The organism is Streptomyces sp. NPDC096193 (assembly GCF_040302905.1).
Classification (GTDB): domain Bacteria; phylum Actinomycetota; class Actinomycetes; order Streptomycetales; family Streptomycetaceae; genus Streptomyces.
In genome coordinates this window covers 47,007-64,630 of the sequence record NZ_JBEOSJ010000025.1, presented here as the reverse complement: position 1 = coordinate 64,630, position 17,624 = coordinate 47,007, and the positions used below count along the sequence as shown (strand labels likewise).

13 protein-coding genes and 1 pseudogene are annotated in these 17,624 nt (G+C 73.5%); 9 read left to right on the top strand and 5 right to left on the bottom strand.

Going from position 1 to position 17,624, the window contains the following annotated elements; genetic code table 11:
• Positions 1 to 47 precede the first annotated feature (47 nt).
• A complete protein-coding gene (locus ABTX78_RS29015) occupies positions 48 to 1,958 on the bottom strand; it encodes an ABC transporter ATP-binding protein (RefSeq protein ID WP_352209768.1) in 1,911 nt (636 codons plus the stop codon).
• A 566-nt stretch (positions 1,959 to 2,524) separates the two neighbouring features.
• On the opposite strand from ABTX78_RS29015, the gene ABTX78_RS29010 reads away from it, so the two are divergent.
• The 5 genes from ABTX78_RS29010 (at position 2,525) to ABTX78_RS28990 (ending at position 8,628) form a co-directional block, all read left to right on the top strand.
• Entirely contained in the window at positions 2,525 to 3,211 is a 687-nt protein-coding gene (locus ABTX78_RS29010) for a FadR/GntR family transcriptional regulator (protein WP_352209733.1), read from the top strand.
• Positions 3,208 to 4,674 (top strand): tocopherol cyclase family protein, encoded by a 1,467-nt coding sequence (locus ABTX78_RS29005; RefSeq protein ID WP_352209732.1) that lies wholly within the window; start codon positions 3,208 to 3,210, stop codon positions 4,672 to 4,674. Before ABTX78_RS29010 ends, ABTX78_RS29005 begins: the two co-directional genes overlap by 4 nt.
• Positions 4,671 to 6,506: a GMC family oxidoreductase gene (locus tag ABTX78_RS29000; protein ID WP_352209731.1), complete on the top strand. Its 1,836-nt coding sequence runs from the start codon at positions 4,671 to 4,673 to the stop codon at positions 6,504 to 6,506. Before ABTX78_RS29005 ends, ABTX78_RS29000 begins: the two co-directional genes overlap by 4 nt.
• A gap of 219 nt (positions 6,507 to 6,725) precedes the next feature.
• Positions 6,726 to 7,238, top strand: a complete 513-nt coding sequence (locus ABTX78_RS28995; RefSeq protein ID WP_352209730.1) for a SigE family RNA polymerase sigma factor — start codon at positions 6,726 to 6,728, stop codon at positions 7,236 to 7,238.
• Between the two features lie 130 nt (positions 7,239 to 7,368).
• A complete protein-coding gene (locus tag ABTX78_RS28990) occupies positions 7,369 to 8,628 on the top strand; it encodes a hypothetical protein (protein ID WP_352209729.1) in 1,260 nt (419 codons plus the stop codon).
• 60 nt (positions 8,629 to 8,688) lie between these two features.
• Here the strand turns inward: ABTX78_RS28990 and ABTX78_RS28985 are convergent, their stop codons facing one another.
• The gene (locus ABTX78_RS28985) at positions 8,689 to 10,374 is read right to left on the bottom strand and encodes a bifunctional 3'-5' exonuclease/DNA polymerase (RefSeq protein WP_352209728.1); all 1,686 of its coding nucleotides are present in this window, start codon (positions 10,372 to 10,374) and stop codon (positions 8,689 to 8,691) included.
• A 572-nt stretch (positions 10,375 to 10,946) separates the two neighbouring features.
• Positions 10,947 to 11,516 (bottom strand): sugar O-acetyltransferase, encoded by a 570-nt coding sequence (locus tag ABTX78_RS28980; RefSeq protein ID WP_352209727.1) that lies wholly within the window; start codon positions 11,514 to 11,516, stop codon positions 10,947 to 10,949.
• Positions 11,517 to 11,648: 132 nt separating this feature from the next.
• On the opposite strand from ABTX78_RS28980, the gene ABTX78_RS28975 reads away from it, so the two are divergent.
• Positions 11,649 to 12,281 (top strand): lipoprotein, encoded by a 633-nt coding sequence (locus ABTX78_RS28975; RefSeq protein ID WP_352209726.1) that lies wholly within the window; start codon positions 11,649 to 11,651, stop codon positions 12,279 to 12,281.
• Between the two features lie 284 nt (positions 12,282 to 12,565).
• Entirely contained in the window at positions 12,566 to 13,078 is a 513-nt protein-coding gene (locus tag ABTX78_RS28970; protein ID WP_352209725.1) for a hypothetical protein, read from the top strand.
• A gap of 46 nt (positions 13,079 to 13,124) precedes the next feature.
• On the opposite strand, the gene ABTX78_RS28965 is transcribed toward ABTX78_RS28970, so the two are convergent.
• Both ABTX78_RS28965 and ABTX78_RS28960 read right to left on the bottom strand, forming a co-directional pair.
• The gene (locus ABTX78_RS28965) at positions 13,125 to 13,304 is read right to left on the bottom strand and encodes a hypothetical protein (protein WP_352209724.1); all 180 of its coding nucleotides are present in this window, start codon (positions 13,302 to 13,304) and stop codon (positions 13,125 to 13,127) included.
• A gap of 20 nt (positions 13,305 to 13,324) precedes the next feature.
• A pseudogene (locus tag ABTX78_RS28960) lies at positions 13,325 to 13,888 on the bottom strand (ABC transporter ATP-binding protein); the annotation flags it as partial.
• 187 nt (positions 13,889 to 14,075) lie between these two features.
• Between ABTX78_RS28960 and ABTX78_RS28955 the strand changes: the two are divergent.
• Both ABTX78_RS28955 and ABTX78_RS28950 read left to right on the top strand, forming a co-directional pair.
• A complete protein-coding gene (locus ABTX78_RS28955; protein WP_502993995.1) occupies positions 14,076 to 15,191 on the top strand; it encodes a DUF2786 domain-containing protein in 1,116 nt (371 codons plus the stop codon).
• A 339-nt stretch (positions 15,192 to 15,530) separates the two neighbouring features.
• Positions 15,531 to 17,612, top strand: coding sequence for an FUSC family protein (locus tag ABTX78_RS28950; RefSeq protein ID WP_352209723.1), 2,082 nt, complete (start codon positions 15,531 to 15,533; stop codon positions 17,610 to 17,612).
• The last annotated feature ends 12 nt before the right edge of the window (positions 17,613 to 17,624 follow it).

The window sequence follows — 17,624 nt, the reverse complement described above, 5'->3', positions numbered from 1 at the left end:
GGTCGGCGACCGTGCATCGCGCCCTCGCCCCCGGTCCACGCCGGGGCTCAGTCCCCCCGTCCCGGCGCCTCCCGCACGCCCTCCGCCCGCTGCCCCGGCACCTGTGCCTGCCACTCGTGCACGTACTGCCGCGACTGGATCAGATACATGCTCCGGAACGCTCCCTCCTCCACCGCCATCAGCTCGTCGAATGAGCCGTGTTCCCTCACGCTGCCCTGGTCCAGGACGTAGATCTCGTCCGCGTGCCGGACGCTGTGCAGGCGGTGGGTGATCAGGATGACCGTCTGGCCCTCCGCCGACAGGGCGCGGATCTGGTCGAAGGCCCGCTGCTCCGCCTCCGCGTCCAGCGCGCTCGTCGGTTCGTCGACCACCAGGACCTGGGCGTCGCGGTGGCGGGCGCGTGCGATGCCGAGGCGTTGCCACTGGCCGCCCGAGATCTGATGGCCGCCCTTGTAGCCGCGGGCGAGCAGGGTGTCCCAGCCGCGGGGGAGCGATGCCACCGTCTCGTCGGCGCCCGCGTACTCGGCCGCCGCGTCCAGCAGCGGTTCGTCGTGCGGGGCCTCGGGGCGGCCGATCGCCACGTTGATCCGAGCGGTGAAGGGCCAGCGGTAGAAGTCCTGGGCGACCACGGCCACACGGTCGAACAGCGCGGTCCGGTCGGCGTCGGTGGTGTCCACGTCGTCCCACAGGATGCGGCCCGAGTCCGGGGCGTACAGGCCGCAGAGCAGTTTGGCCAGGGTTGACTTGCCGCTGCCGTTGTTGCCGACCAGCGCGACGATCCGGCCGGCGGGGATCGTGACGTCCACGTCCGTGAGCGCCGGCTTGTCGCCGGTGGTGCCGGGATAGGTGAAGGAGACGTTCTCGAAGCGGATCGCGTGGACCTTTTCCGGCAGCGGGACTCCGGACGCGGGGATCAGACGGCGGTCGGCCTCCCGGCACAGGCGGTCGAGATCGGCGACGAACAGGCTCTCCTCGTAGAGCAGGTTGAGCTGCACGACCAGTCCTTCGAGGTTGGCGGAGCCGGTGCGGACGGCGATGACCGCGGTGCCGGCGACGGCCAGGTCCATGGCTCCGGTCCACAGCAGAGCGCCGAGGGTGGCGTAGGTCGCCGCGGTGGTGACGCCCGTCCAGCCGGAGGCGACCAGGCCGGTGCGGGCCGCGAGCGAGGCCAGACGGGTCTGTTCCCTCTCGCCCGTCTCGGCCATCGTCCGGAAGTGTCTGAGCAGGAACGGGCCGATGTTGTGGACGCGCACCTCCGCCGCGGCCTGGGCGTCGATGAGCAGGCGGCCGAGGAGCTGGCCGGCGCGGGCGTGCTGGACCCAGGTGTGGAAGGAGATGTAGCGCCGGCGCGCGATCGTCAGTGAACTCCACGCGCTGGGCAGGGTCATGAGGGCGAGGAGGGGGAGCAGGACCGGGTGGAGCACGGTCAGTACGCCGGCCGCGGCGATGAACGAGATGGCCGCCGTGACCACCGACGTGCAGAACTTGATCATCCGGCGGGCCGACTCGGCGCCCCACTGCGCCGAGTCCAGCAGTTTGTGGAACTCCTCGTCCTCGACGGCGGCCAGTTCGACGCGCGCCACCCGCTCCAGGTACTCCTCGGTGGCCACCCGGTAGACCTTGGGCTCCAGCCGGCCCGTGCCGGCGGTGGAGGCGGACCGCAGCAGCGCGCCGATGAGGGCCGTGACCGCGACGGTGAGGAACGCGGGCAGGGCGTCGGTGAGCCGTTCGCTGGTCTCGCCGCCGTTCAGGACGTGCGTGAGGACCTGGCTGACCGCGATGAGCCCGACGGCCTGAGCGATGCCGCCCCCGAGTTCCGCGCCGGCGACCTGCCGCAGTGCGCGCGGGTCGGCGCGGTGGGCGAGCCGGATCGTGGAGGCGATCAGCCGGGGCATGCGCGCCACCATCGTGCGCAGGTCGAGTTCCAGGAAGGAGCCGTGATGCTGGTTCCAGCCCATGTCGTAGCGGAGGGGGCCGCCGAAGAGGAGGCGTTCGGACTCCGACACGTCCTCCGCGTCCGCCGCCGCCGCGCTCGTCGATGTGTCTTCCGATGTGTCCGTCGAAGCGTCCGCCGAGGCGTCCGCCGTGTCGGTGGGGCCCGTCGGGTCGGCCGAGGTGTCCGCCGTGCGGGCCGAGCGGCGCCTCACGCGCGCCACCCCGTTCCCACGAGTGCCTTTCTGTCCCACTCGAACGCCAGGTGAACGCGGATCACAGGGGTAGAGGGATGCATCAACTCTCCTCGGCCGTCGGGTGCTGCGCTGGAGCCTGACCAACGCTGCTGATCAGCGAGGCGTAACGGGGTGCATGTCGAGCAAAAGTTCGATCATGTGGCCGATGGGCCCGCGGGGCCCGGGCGGGGTGGTCGTGATGCGCAGTTCGAATCACCCGGACGGTCACCCGTACCCGATCTGGGGATTGCGCCCGGGGTCCCCCAACGGCAGGTGTCGTCCGGCCATTGACGGCGAACACCCGGCATTGGTTGAGTGGCTCATCCACTGAGCCACTCGATTCGGGGAGGGATCCCGTGGAGGCACTGCCCCGCGAAACCATCGTCGACGTCCTGGAGTCCCGGCTGCGCGAGGACATCCTCGACGGACGACACCCCGCCGGCAGCTATCTGCCGCCCGAGCGGCAGCTCGCCGACGGGTACGGCGTCACCCGCACCACCCTCAAGCACGCCTTCGGACGGCTCGTCCAGGCCGGGTTGCTGGAGACCCGGCACGGGGTCGGCACCCGGGTGCGCGACTACGCACGGCTCGGCGGCGCCGATCTGCTGCCGATGCTGGTGCGGCACAGTCCCGACTGGTTCGGTGAGATCTTCGAAGTCCGGCGCGGTGTCGGCGCGTTGATCGCCGAACGGGCCGCCGGGAGCGCCACCGCGAAGCAGCGCGCCGAACTGCGGGAGCTGCTGGAGGCGGTGCGTACGGCCGAGAGCGGCGACGCGGTCCAGCTCGCCGACATCGACGTGCACCGGGCACTCGCCCGCGCCACCGGCAACCGCGTCTATGTGCTGCTCACCAACACGCTGTTCAACGCCTATGTGCCCGTACGGGCCGCCCTGGTCGGTCCGTTCACCGATCCGCAGGCGGCGTATGGCCGGTTGGCGCCGGTGGTGGAGGCCGTCGCGGCCGGTGACGAGAGCGCCGCGAGACGTGCGGCCGAGGCGTATCTGACGGCCACCGAGCGGATCATGCTGGAGGGGCTCGCATGAGGACACCGCGCAGGAGCACTCACAGCGCCGCCGCCGGCGCATCCCGTACGAGCACGGCACGCCGGCCTGGCACGAGCGCACGCGGCACGTCGTTCGGCGAGACCATGCTCGGCACGGTCCGCCTCGACGGCGAGGACCGCAGCCGCCCGATCCGGCTCGACCTGCGCGTCACGGCCGACCGCGTGCTGCGCCCCCTCGGCACCACCGAGGCGCACGCCTCGGGTCGTGTCCGCATCGCCGGACGTGCCGACGATCCGGCCGCGGCAGGCCAGTTGGAGATATCGCCGCTGGCCAGGCGCCGTATCCGCTACCGGCTCTCCTTCACCGCCGACGGCCGCCGCCTCACCCTCGACGGCTGGAAGTCCGTGAATCCGCGCCGCCCGGTGAAGTCGATGACGGTTTTGCCCTTCACGCTCCACGAGGACGGAGCACCGGTCGGCGAGGGGACACTGCGCTTCCCCGTGGCGACCGGGCTGCTGCCCTTCCTCGCCGGTTTCCGCTTCCCCCGCACGGCGGACGTCGGCGGTCTGATGGCGCCGCGGTGGCGGGGCGAGCCCGGCCGTACCGAGGTCTGGTACACCACGGTGACCGACCCGGCCACCGGCACCGGACTGTGGCTCCACCACGAACTCACCGCGCCCGCCGACGGATCGGAGCCGTACGCCCACGGGTGGGCCGCGGTCTTCCCCAAGGGCGAGCCGGTACGGCACGCCCGCTTCGGACCCGGGAAGTGGGCGGGCGGCGAGCACGGGTTCCGCGCCGACGGCGTCTCGGCCGTGCCCGGACGGCTGACCGGTTCGGCGGGCGCGCTGCGCTGGGACCTGACGGAACAGGCCGCCGACACACCGCTGTTCACCTTTCCCCGCTGGTCCTGGCGGCGGCCGCTGCTGCCCGCCGCACAGATCCTCCCGGCCGCGCGCGCCTCGTACGGCGGCACCGTCTCGTACGGGAGCACGACCCTGCAGCTGGCCGGCGCACCCGGGGCGTCGGCCCGGATCTACGGCCACGGCAACGCGCATCGCTGGGCCTGGCTGCACGCCGACCTCGGCGGCGGAGACGTCCTGGAGATCGTCACCGCCGTCTCCCGGCGCCCCGGTCTGCGGCGGCTCCCGCCGCTCGTCTTTCTGCGGCTGCGCCGCGCCGGCCGGACCTGGCCGCGGCGGGCGGAGCGTTCGGCGGTCGGCTGGTGCGGGCTCGGGCGGTTCCGCTCGCAGATCGGCCTGCCCACCTGGACGGTCACCGGCCGCGCCGGTCTGAGGCGTATCCGGGTCGAGGTCACCCAGCCCGACGAGCGCACCCTCGCGCTCGGCTACACCGACCCGGACGGCGCGCAGGCCGTCTGCCGCAACAGTGAACGCGCCGACGCCCACGTCCTGTTGGAGCGGTGGTGGTGGGGCGGCTGGCGTACGGAGCGGGAGTGGTACCTCGACGGTACGGCGCACGCCGAGGTGGGCACCCGATGAGCCTCGACGGTCTGGTGGCCGCGCTCATCGCCGACGACGGCACCGAGGCGTGGCCCGCGCGGGTGCCCCGGCGGCTGGAGGCCGTACTCGGTTCGATGCCGCTGCCCGCGCGTGCCGGACTGCGGGCCGCGGCCGGTGCCCTCGACGCGTACGCCCTGGCACGGGACGGGCGCAGGCTCGCCGAACTGAGCGCCGGCGAAAGGGAATCGCTGCTGGGCGCGCTCGGTGCCCGGCCCGCGCTGCTGCCGCTGCTCGACATTCTGAAGATGCCGGTCCTGCTCGCGGCGGGCACCGAGCGGATGCTGCACCAGGGCGCCCGTCCCCTCCTCCCGGCTCCCGAGGATCCGCCGCTGGACTGCACACCCGCCGGGGAGTGGCCGGCCCGATCGACGGCCGACGCCGTGGTGATCGGCTCGGGGGCGGGCGGTGCGACCGCCGCGCGGACGCTCGCCCGCGCGGGCCTGGACGTCGTCGTCCTGGAGGAGGGGCACCACCACTCCACGGCGTCCTTCGGCCGCCGTACCCCCCTCGACCGGTTCGCCGAGCTCTACCGCGACGGCGGTGCCACGGTCGCGCTCGGGAACCCTCCCCTGCTGCTGCCGGTGGGCCGCGCCGTCGGCGGTACGACGATCGTCAACTCCGGTACCTGCTACCGCACTCCGGGCCATGTGCTCGATCGCTGGACGAGCGAGTTCGGCTTCTCGCTCGCGGAACGCTTCGGCCCCTGCCTCGACGAGGCCGAACGCACACTGCGGGTCGCCCCGCAGCCCCTCGACGTCCTCGGCAACAACGGCCGGCTCGCACTCGCCGGCGCCGAGGCTCTCGGCTGGGCGGCCTCGCCCCTGCGGCGCAACGCCCCCGGCTGCAAAGGCTCCTGCCAATGCGTGGTGGGCTGCCCCACCGGCGCGAAGCAGAGCGTGCAGCTGTCCGTGCTGCCCGACGCGTGCGCCGCGGGCGCGCGGATCGTCACGGGCGCCCGGGTCCGCCGGATCCTGGTGGACTCCGACCGTCCGGGCGGTTCGCGGGCCGCGGGAGTTGTCGTACGCCGCGAGGACGGTGGCGAGCTGGAGGTTCTCGCCCCTCTGGTGGTCGTCGCGGCGGGCGCCCTGCAGTCACCGCCCCTGCTGCGCCGCTCGGGACTCGGCGGACATCCGCGCCTCGGCAGGAACCTGAGCGTTCACCCCGCCACCAGCGTCGCCGGGCGCTTCGCGGAACCGGTCACCGCGTGGGAAGGGGTCCTCCAGAGCGTCGGCGTCGAGGAACTCCACGACGGCGGCGTCCTGATCGAGGCGACGGCGACCCCGCCGGGAATGGGCTCCTTCGTGCTTCCGGGCCTCGGCCGCGAACTGCGCCGAGAGCTGGAGGCCACCGACCGCCTCGCCACGCTCGGCGCGATGATCGCCGACCGCCCATCGGGCCGGGTCGTCGGCCGCGACCGTACGCTGATCCGCTACGACCTGGACCGGCGGGACGCGGGCCGCCTCATGCGCTCGGTACGGGCGATGGGCCGGCTCCTGTTCGCGGCGGGCGCGGAAGAGGTCCTCACCGGCATCCCGTCCGCACCCCGGGCCCGCAGCCTGGCGGAGCTGGACGCCGTCCTCGCGGGGGTCACGGCCCGGCAGCTGCATCTGTCGGCGTACCACCCGACGGGAACGGTCGCGGCGGGAAGCAGCCCGGAGCGCGCCCCGGCGGACGGGACCGGCATGCTGCGGGGCGTCGCGGGCGTGCTGATCGCCGACGCCTCGGTGCTGCCGGGCTGCCCGGAGGTCAACCCGCAGCTGAGCATCATGGCGGCGGCGCTGGCGGTGACGGGGGCGTATCTGGAGGGGTGAGCCGCGGGCGCAACCCGCGCGGTGTGGCCGCCTCCTGCGCACCCGGTTCATCAGCGCCCCCTCCCGTGATGCGCTGAAAAGAGTACTGAAGGGCGGGTGGGCGAAGGCAGGCGGCGGGCGGACGAAGGAGGTGGTGCAACATTTCGCCGTGGGTGGCGCGTCGATGAGGTGGGGGGCCGAAGCCTTTCGATCGCGGCGGAAAACAGGGGGGACGGGAGCATGAGACAGTCCCGCGAGGACGGGTTCATGGAGTTCGCGGGCGGGCTCACGGGACATCTGTTTCGTTCCGCATGCCTTCTCACCAGTGGTGACACCTACCTCGCCGAGGATCTGGTGCAGGAGACGCTGGGCCGGATGTACCTGAAGTGGGGGCGGATCTCCCAGGTGGACAACCCCGCCGCGTATGCCCAGACCGTTCTGGTGCGGACCTTCCTCACCTACCGGCGCCGGCGTTCCGCGGACGAACGGCCGGTGGCGGATCTGCCCGATGCCCCGGTCATCACCGGAAGCGATCCGCTGCTGCGGCTGGCGCTGCTCCAGGCGCTCGGGCAACTGCCGCCGAAGGACCGGGCCGTGGTGGTGCTCCGCTACTGGGAGGACCGCAGCATCGAGGAGACGGCTGACGCCATGAACGTCAGCTCCGCCGCCGTACGGACCCGGTCGTCACGGGCGCTGGCGCGGCTGCGGGCCCAGCTCGGCGGCAGTCTCGCCGAACTCGTCGCCGCCACCTGATCCTTCGTCGATGAAGCCTCGGCCAGGCAGTCCGTCAGCACCGCAGTCACGATCCCACTGCCGTATCCGTACCAGCCAAGACTTTCCTCAACTCCGGCCCACCGGCGCCGACTGGAGATGGTGAACCGCCATGCCCCTCGAGAACGACACCGAAGACACCCCCGACATCCGCTTTGAGAACGACCTCGGTGAGATCATGCGGCGCACCGGCGGCACGTTCGTCGCCGACGGGCGGGGCCTGCTCCATGCGGGGGCGCTCCGGGGCCGCCGCAAGGTTGCCCGCCGCACGGCCACGGTCGTGACCGGAGGGGTGCTGACGCTGGCCGCGCTGGGGACGGCGGGGGTCTACGTCGTCGGCGGATCCGGCGGCAACAGCGCGTCGGTGGCCGACGCGGCCCCGACCCGGACGCACTCCTCGGCACCGCGGGACGGCGCGTCCCGCAACCCGGTCCCCTCCGACGGAAGCGGCCCGAAGGAGGACCCCACGTCCTTCATGCAGGCCCACGCCGACCAGATGATCAAGCTGCTCGAGATCAGCCTCCCGGTCCTTCCGAAAGGGGAGTTCAGCAAGCAGCGAGGCACCTCCCACATGGGCGGCCCCGGCGTGGCCAACGCCTCGCTCGTCTACGACGACAGCTACGGGGCGTCGCTCGTCTCCATCTCCGCCCGCCGCGTCGACCCCGAGGATCCGAAGGTCAGGCAGTCGCTGAAGTGCCCGAAGGCCACGGCCGGTTCCGTGTGCGAGGTCAACGCCCTCGGTGAGAAGAGAGAGCAGAGCCACGTGGGCGGCGGAACCGCCGGGGTGAAGATCTGGAAGTCCACCCGGATCTCGGCGGACGGCTTTCTGATTCAGGCGGTCGAGTACAACGCGCCCTCCCCGACGGGCGCTCCCACCCGGAACGAACCCCCGCTGACCCCCCTCCAACTGGACGAGCTGGCGGCGAGCGTGGAGGGGGCGTTCACCAAGTACGGCGTCATGAACGCCGAGGCGTTCAGCAGCCCGCGCCCCGTCCAGAACAGCTGGGAGGTCTTCGAGACACTCAGCGGCCTGGTGCCCGCCGGGCACACGGCGGTCGGCCAGGGCGGGGGCGGCGACGAAGGCTATGTGATCGCGCGCGACACGACGACGAACACCAAGACGTTCCTCCGGGTCCGGCTGGGCCACGGCACCCCGGACGGCGGCAAGGTCGTCACCCGGGACGAGGCCGGCAAGCACGCGGGCACGGTGGGGTGGACGGCCGAAACCGTGACCGCGAAGGGCCTGCGCGTGACGGTCACGTCCTACAACGCGGAGTATCCGCACAAGCCGCCTGTGCTCTCCGCGCCTCCGTTCACCAAGGCCCAGCTGTCCGCGATCGCGACCGACGAGGTGTGGCAGACGCTCAAGTAGCCGCTCGGGGTCCTTGGTTCGCCCGGCCGCCGGACCGTCGGCGCGCGGTGGCGGTGCGCGTCACTTCGCGTCCGCGTAGCACTCCACCACCGCCGTGCTGAACGGAAACCGCACCGGTGTCTGCCCGAAGGCGATCCGTCCCGCCAGCTCTCCTGCCTCGCGGATCGCCGTCGCCACCGCCTCCGCCTCCTTGGCGGGGCAGTGCACGATCACCTCGTCGTGCTGGAAGAAGACCAGCTCCGCGCGCATGCCCGCGGTCGCCTGCCGCAGGGCCGCGAGCAGCAGGAGTGCCCAGTCGGCCGCGCTTCCCTGGACCACGAAGTTGCGGGTGAACCGGCCTCGTGCCCTGGCGTTCGACGAGGCGTAGCCCGGGGTGAACTCGCCGTCCCGGGACGGTTGTTCGGTGGTCTCCTGGGGGAGGCCCGCCTCGTCGTCCTCCGCCGCGCCGGCCGCGCGCGGGCTCGTGCGGCCGAGCCAGGTGCGGACGAGGCGGCCCTCCTCCCCGGCCCGGGCCGCATCGTCCACATACGCCACCGCCAGCGGGAACCTGCGCCGCAGAGCCGCCAGGTTCTTGAGCCCGTCGCCCGACGTCTGGCCGTAGATCGCGCCGAGGAGCGCCACCTTGGCGTGGTCGCGGTCGCCGGAGAAGGCGCGGTCGGACAGGACCGAGTACAGATCGCCGTCGTGGCCGGCGACGTCCATCAGGCCCGGGTCACGGGAGATGGCGGCCAGCACCCGCGGCTCCATCTGGTCGGCGTCCGCGACGACGAGCCGCCAGCCCTCGTCCGCGACCACCGCGCGCCGAATCACCTTCGGGATCTGCAGGGCGCCGCCGCCGTTGGTCGTCCAGCGGCCGGAGACGGATCCGCCCGGCAGATACCCCGGCCGGAAGCGTCCGTCCCGCACCCAGTCCTGGAGCCAGCTCCAGCCGTGCGCCACCCAGATCCGGTACAGCTTCTTGTACTGGATCAGGGGTTTCACGGCGGGGTGGTCGATCTCCTCCAGTTCCCAGCGGCGCGTCGAGCGCAGCCTGATGCCCGCCTGGGCGAAGGCCTTGATGACATCCGCGGGCAGATCGGGGCGCACCCGCCTGCCGAACGCGGCCGACACCTCGTCCGCCAGCTCGGCCAGCCGGCGCGGCTCGCCGCCGCCCGCGTACCGCTCGCCCAGCAGTTCGTGCAGGAGCCCGCGGTGCACGTCGGCCCGCCACGGGAGCCCGGCGAGGTTCATCTCGGCCGCCACCAGCATGCCCGCCGACTCGGCGGCGGTGAGCAGCCGCATCCGCCCGGGGTGCTCGGCGGCGTCGTGCCGGCGCAGCTGGTCGGCGTACACCTCCAGCAGGGACCCCAGCGGCACGGGCACCGGCTGGGGCTCGAACAGCGAGGACTGTGAACCCGGTTCGGCGGCGCGCGGGGGCGGATCGGGAGGTACGGGGCCCTTGTGGAGCCGGGCCAGGGCGGCTGCCGCCGAGCGCGGCTCCCCGAGCCGCCCCTCGTGGCCGAGCAGCAGCAGCTCCGCATCCTCGATGTCGTAGCACCGCTCCACCCGCACGCCGGCGGACAGCAGGCGGGGGTAGATATCGGCGGTCGAGCGCCACACCCAGCGCCCGACCTCCGGCCGGGAGCGGACGGCCTCGGCGAGGTCGGGCTCCGTGAGGACGGGCCCGGCGGGCAGGCCGTCGGGGCTGAGGGGCACGAGCTGCGCCCCACCGCCCTCCGCAACCGCCAGAGCCCATCGGTCGCTCATGGATTCGAGTGTGGCAGGCGGGTGTGACAACGGCGGCGGACCCGCCGAGCGGCCGGACCGGATCGGCGCCTGGCCCGGGTCCGGACGCGTCAACCTCGTTGCCGGACCGGTTCGGCCCCTCGTCCGGACCAGATCGGCCACGTGACTCGGCCCGGCCCGGACCGGATCGGCCCCTGGCCTGGATCGGCTCGGCCTCTGGGCCTGGATCGGATCGCCCCCGTGACCCGGTCCGGACCGCCTCACCCGGACCGCCCCACCCGGACCGGCCCACCCGGACCGCCCCACCCAAGCCGGCCCCGAGTCAGCCCCCGGGTCGCCGTAGGGGCCCCGACTCGATCGAGCTGCGCGGCGGCACGGCCGAGCGGATCGTCATCATCGCCGACCCGGAGGCGGGACCTGCGGGGGGACGTTCTCCGCGAACAGCGTCGAGACGCCCGAGCCCGCACTCGCCGAGCACACCCGACCGGCGGCCGACGGCACGCTGCGCGCCACGATCATGGAGACCTTCCCGCCGGCGGCGGCCACGGGGCAGACGCTGTACGAGACGGGCCACGTGCCCGGGAAGATCGTGATCAATCCGTCGCGTCGGTGAGGGTGCGGATCACCCGGGCCGGGTTGCCGACGGCGAGCACCCCGGCGGGGAGATCCAGGGTGACCACGGAACCGGCCCCGACGACGGTGTTCTCGCCGATCGTCACACCGGGGCAGACGATCACCCCGCCGCCGAGCCAGACGTTGTCGCCGATGGTCACCGGCTCGGCCTTCTCCCAGCCGGCGCGGCGGCGCTCGGTGTCCATGTCATGTGTCGGGGTGAGGAGTTGGACGTTCGGGCCGATCTGCACGTCCGCGCCGACGGTGATCGGCGCCGCGTCCAGAAAGACCGCGTTGACGTTGACGAACGTCCGGTCCCCGATGGAGATGTGGTGGCCGTAGTCGCACTGGAACGGGGGCCGGATGTTCACGTTCTCGCCCACTGAGCCCAGCAGTTCGGCCAGGATCCGTGCCCGGTCCGCGCGCGCCGCGCCGCCGTTCGCGTTGTAGGCGGCGCACAGCGCGAAGCGCCGCTCGGTGTCCGCCATCAGCTCGGGGTCGTCGGGCAGGTACCACTCACCGGCCTGCATGCGGTCCTTGTTCGCGCCCACGTCAGCTCCTCCCGGCCTCCCGGATCCCGGCCTCCCGGATCCCGTGCGGTCCCACGGCGTCTCTAGGATCGATCATGTCGGTCCGAACGGAACCAGAGGTGGGGATTCGTGGTACGAGGTGCGGTGCGGCGCGTGGGAGCGAGAGTGCTTCCGGCAGCGCTGCTGCTGGGTGTGGTGACGGGATGTGCGGCGGAGGCGGAGCCGGAGGAGCCCGCGGCCGCGTCGAAGAACACGGCGTCGGGGAAGAGCACGGCGGGCGCCCCGGCGGGAACCGTCGCGAAGGGCGGTTCGATCGGAGGCAAGGGCTCGGCGTGCGTGCTGCCCGTCGCCTTCGACCTCGCCTCCGGCTGGTCGCCGGAAGCGGTCATGATCGACGCCGAGTTCGGTGCGCTGAAGCACGGCCCGGTCACCCTGGTCTGTGAGATCGACGCCAAGCCGGCCGGGAACGTCGGCTTTCTGCGGGTATGGACCGGCGGTGCGGGTTCCACGGATCCGCGCGCGGCGCTGGAGGCCTTCGTGGCCGAGGAGTCCAGGAGCAAGAAGGACGTCGCGTACACGAAGACCACGGTGGGTGGTTTCGCGGCGGCCGAGGTGACCTACCTCAACACCGACGAGTCCCTCGACGCGCCGAAGAAGGAACGGGCGCTCGCCTTGGCCGCACCGCGGGGTCTGGTCGTGCTGCACCTGGGCGGGATGGACACCGCGGAGCACGAGCAGATGCTCCCGGCGTACGAGCTGGCGAAGAAGAGCGTGCACGGAGTCTGAACGGGCGGACGGCCGGGGCGGGTTGCCGGGCGGAGGGTGCGCGCCTTCAGGACCGCGGCCGGAACAGGGCGGCCCGGGCCCGGTGTTCGGCGTACGCACGCGCGGTTCGGGCCTCGCGCGTCGGCGTGGTGCGTGTCGCCCGCCCTCCCCCCCCCCCGACTCCCCTCACGCCGCCTGACTCCGGCGGCCCCGGACTTCGGTACCGCCCGGCCTCCCCCGCACGGCGGACCAGGACTCTCCTCGGCGCCGACGCGACGGACCGGCCCCCCGGCGAATCTCGACACATGCCGAGAATCCGAGCTCTGCCGAATGTGCCGTACCGCGTCGCCGTCGCCGCCCACGCCGTACCGCTGATCACTCTGCCCTCCGGTCTGTGGCGCCTTGCCCTCGCCGCTGGGCTGCCGGTGGCCGAGGACTCCGTGCCCGACTGGGGACAGGGGGTCTATGTCGTCATGCTGAGCGTCGTCTCCGAGGCGCTGGCCCTGCTGACACTCGGACTGGTGCGGTCGTGGGGTGAGGTCGTGCCCAAGTGGGTCCCGGTGCTGGGCGGTGGCCGCGTACGGCCGGCGGCGGCGGTGACCGCGGCGTTCGCGGGAGCGGCCGGGCTGATCGCGTTGCTCGGCTGGGCCGTCTACGCCTCCGCCACCGGGCTGGGCGAAGGGTCCATCGGCTCACCGGCACAGAACGCCCTCCTTCTGGTCTGCTACCTCCCGTTGATCGCCTGGCCCCCGCTGCTGGTGTACGTGGCGGTCGCCTATCACCGCCGCAGGACCGCGCTCGCTCCTGTCCGGGTGTGAAGCGCACGTCCGGGCGCGACAGTGTTCCCCCTGCACGCTCCGTACGTCATCGGCGCGTTGCCACCCACGCGGGCAGCAGCGCCGCCGCCACCGCGACGACCGCGCACACGCCTGCCGCGGCACCGGCCGTGGCCCAGGGAACGGCCACCGTGACGGGGGCGGACAGGAACGCCAGTGCCGCCGCGAGCCCGGCGAGGTTCACCGCGGTGACAGCGACTCCCAGCAACGCGCCGATCCCGACAGCCTCTCCCGCAGCATGCGCAGCACGTCACGGCCGGTCGCGGTGTCCAGCGCGCCGGTCGGTTCGTCGCCGAAGAGCACCGCGGGCCGGGTGATCAGCGCCCGGCCGATCGCGACCCGCTGCTGCTGACCGCCGGACAGCCGGCCGGGCCGGTGCCGCGCCCGGTCGGCGAGCCCGACGCGGCGCAGCGCGTCGCCGACCTCCGTACGGGACGGCCGGCGGCCCGCCAGCCGCAGGGGGAGGGCGACGTTCTGCGCGGCGGTCAGCGACGGGGCGAGGTTGAACTGCTGGAACACGAACCCCACGCGCTCCCGGCGCAGCAGCGTCAGCCGTCGCTCGCTCAGCCCGTCGAGCGCCGTGCCGTCGATCTCCACGCTCCCCGACGTCGGCCGGTCGAGCCCCGCGGCACACTGGAGCAGCGTGGACTTCCCCGAGCCGGACGGCCCCATGACCGCGGTGAAGGAGCCGGCGGAAAGGCCGAGGTCCACACCGTCGAGAGCGGTCACATCGCGGTGGACGCGGCGCAGGGCGGTCAGCCGTACGGCCGTGCCGGAAGTGGTCGTCGTCATGCGTCCAGGCTTCCGGGGCGCGGGCCGGGGTTCACGACCACTGAGGGGCGTCCTGCAGGTAGGGCCTGCCCTACCTGGGATCATCGGTGAGCAGGGCGGCGTACCGGCGGGAGCACGAGCGGCGAAGACGCCGCCTGGGGGGACACGGACGGCGAGGACGCCGGCGGGACACAAAGGAGGCGGACCGGTGGGCACGGTGGACGAGGCGCTCGCGGGCGCCCTGTACGCACAGGGCGACGCGGGGCTGGACACGGGCGCGTCGCTGCTCGCCGCCGACCCCGCCGCGGACGGTGAACTGACCCGGCGCGGCGAGGAGTTCGTCCGCCGCGCCTGGGAGCGTGGCTGGCAGCCGGCCGATGTCGTACGGCTGGTCCGGCGCGACCTCGACGAGCACCATGTGCGGCTGGTGTCCCAGCTCATCGCCGGGGAGTCGCACCGCTACGACCGCCTCCCCCCGCGCTGGTCCGCACAGCTCGCCGAGCTCGCCGGCCCGGACTGGCGGACGGACCGCTTCTCGTACGCCACGGCGGTGCTGGAGCTCTACCGCCTGCTGGTCGGGCTGCCCGCGATCGAGCCGGTCGGCCCGGTGCCGGGCACGCCCTTCACGGCACCGCCCTCGCCGGACGAGCCGCGGATGCTCGGCCGTATCCGCGCCCTCCTCGCCAAGGCGGAGGCCACCGGCTTCCCGGAGGAGGCGGAGGCGCTCACTGCCAAGGCCCAGGAGCTGATGGCGCGTCACAGCGTGGACGAGGCCGCCGTGTCGCACCGCACCCATGCGAAGGACGCTCCGACCGCCTGCCGTATCGGGGTGGACGCCCCGTACGAGACGGCGAAGGCGATCCTGCTGGACGCGGTGGCAACGGCGAACCGCTGCCGGGCCGTCTGGAACGGTGCGTTCGGCTTCTCCACGGTCGTCGGCTTCGACGGCGACCTGGAGGCGGTCGAACTGCTCCACACCTCGCTGCTGGTCCAGGGTCACGCGGCGATGACCCGCGCGGAGGCGTCCCAGCGGGCGGGCGGACGCAAGCGTACGAAGACGTTCCGGCAGTCCTTCCTGATGTCCTACGCGAGCCGCGTCGGCGAACGCCTCGCCGCGGCCACCGAGAGCGTCGCCGCCCCGGAGGACCTGCTGCCGGTGCTGGCCTCCCGCGATGTGGCGGTGGCGGGCCGGACGGAGGAGATGTTCCCGCGGACGACGACGACACGGGTGCGTGGTGTGACGGACGAGGCGGGCTGGCTCGACGGCAGGGCGGCGGCGGACCGGGCGCAGGTGTCGCGTGAGCGGGGCCAGTTGCGGCCGTGAGGGCGCGGGGTGCGGTCGGGCCGGGGCGGGCGACGCGGCTTCGGTCGTGCGGCGCCAGGCGTGGGCGCACCGGATGCACGAGGCAAGGGAGAAAGCGGGCGCAGGTCTCGCAGGACCGGGGGGAGCTGCCGGCGCAACGCGCCGGGCCGCAGGCAGGACCGTGCCCAGGTCTCGCGTGATCGCTGCCCGTTTCGGCCATGCAGTCCCGGGCCGCAGGCAGGTCCGCGCCCAGGTCTTGCGTGATCGCTGCCCGTTTCGGCCGTGCAGCCCCGCGCCGCCCGCGCCGCCCGCGCCGCCCGGATCGTCTGAATCGTCCCGTTCTGCCGTTACCCTCGCCCCATGTCCTGGCTCCGGGCCCTGAAGGAGACCGCACGCTCCGGGCTCACCCTCGAACGGCAGCGGCTCGAGCCCCTCGTCGCCCTGCGGGGCGCGCTCGGCCTCGCTCTCGTCGTCGCGGGTGCGCTCTCCCTCTTCGGGCCCGTCGTCGCCGTCAGCGCCGCCTTCGGAGCCTTCCAGGCCGCCATCGCCACCTATCAGCGCAGCTGGCGTCCGCGTCCGGTGCTCGCCCTCGCGTCCGGCGCGAGCCTCGCCGTGTCCACCTTCATCGGCTACCTCACCGCCTTCCACCTCGTGTTCTTCCTCGCGATGCTCGCGCTGTGGACCTTCCTCGCCGGGCTCGCCTGGGCCCTCGGCCCCACCGTCGGCAACATCGCCATGTCCAACGTCGCGATCATGCTGGTCACGGTCACCCTCCCCACGTCCGTCGCGGCAGCGGCGGGCCACGCCGCCATGATCGCGGCCGGCGGGGTCGTCCAGGCCGCCCTCGTCGTCCTGCTGCCGGTACGCCGCTGGGGCGCCCAGCGTGACGCGCTCGCCGACGCCCTCACCGCGGAGGCCGACTACGCACGGCGGCTGCGCCACGACCCGACCGCCCCCTTCGACCCGGCCCCGCTCATGCAGGCCCGACGTGCCGCCGCCGTCACTCCCCGGCAGGCCCGCCGTCGCCCGGCCGAGCTGCACGGGATGCGCGGCGTCGTGGAGCGGATCCGCCCCGTGCTGGCCGCCCTCGCCGACCCGGCGGTCGGGGTCCCCGCCGAAGGGCCCGAACGCGGCCGGGTGCGCGAACTCCTCTCCGCCGCCGCGTCCGTCCTCACCGAGGCCGCCCGCGCCGTCCGGCACAACAAACCGCTGCGGCTGCCGCCGTCCGCGATGGCCGCGCTCAGGACCCCGGACACCGCCGCGGTCCTCACCGGCCCGGCGCGCCGCGGGGCCCGCCGGCTCGCCGCCCTGCTCGACGACGTGACGGAGACGGCCCGCGGCGCGGGCGCCACCGAGGGCCCGCACCGCGACCGGCCGCCGCTGATCCGGCTCGTCCCCGCTTCGCTGCGCGTCCTGCGCGACGAACTGCGCGGGGACTCACCGGTCCTGCGCCATGCCTTCCGGGTCTCCGCCGTCACGGCGGCCGGCTACATCGTCGGCACCGCGCTGCCACTGGGCCACGGCTACTGGGCGCCCATGACCTGCGTGATGGTGATGCGCCCGGACTTCTCGCAGACGTACGCCCGTTCCGTCGCCCGGTTCGGCGGCACCCTGATCGGGGTCGGCGCTGCCACGGCCGTCGTGCAGGGGGCCGGACCGGGCGTCTACGTCTCCGGTGGTCTCGCCGTCCTGTGCGCCTTCTGCGTCTTCCTCGTCCTCAGCACGGGGTACGTCGTCGCGAGCGTCTTCATCTCCGCCTATGTCGTCCTCCTGCTGGGCATGGGAGGCGAGGACTGGAACCAGACCGTTCCCGAACGGGCCCTGCTCACCCTCGCCGGCGGAGTGCTCGCGATGATCGCGTACGCGGTCTACCCGGCCTGGGAGACCCCACGGCTGCGGCATCGTCTCGCCGACTGGCTGCACGCCAACGGCTCCTACGCGGCAGCCGTCGTGGACCGCTACGCCGACCCCGCGGGCCGGGCGGACGAGGACATCCGTCAGGCCCTGCTCGACGCGCGCGACGCCCGTATCGCCTGGCGGGAGTCGGTGAAGAGGGCTCAGCACGAGCCCGTACGGCACCGGGGGCTGTCCCGCGACGCCGCGGACAGGGCGGGGAAGGCGCTCTCCCAGCTCGGCCGTGGCGCCATGCTGATGGAGGCGCATCTGCCCGACCGCGGCGCGGCCCCCGTGCCGGCGGCAGCCGACCTTGCCGAGGCGCTGCGCCGCGACACCGAGCGCGCCGCCGCGGCGGTACGCGAGCGCAGGACCCCGCACTGGGACGCGGTGCACGAGGCCATCGACCATTGGGACAGCGAGAGCGCACCGGACACGGTGCTGCGCACCGGCGCCGGGCTGGTGGCGGAGGCACTGGACGACCTGAGCGAGGCGCTGGAGCCGGAGGACGAGGGCGTACGCGAACGGGCCGCGAACCCTGACCCGTGAGGTCGGGGGACG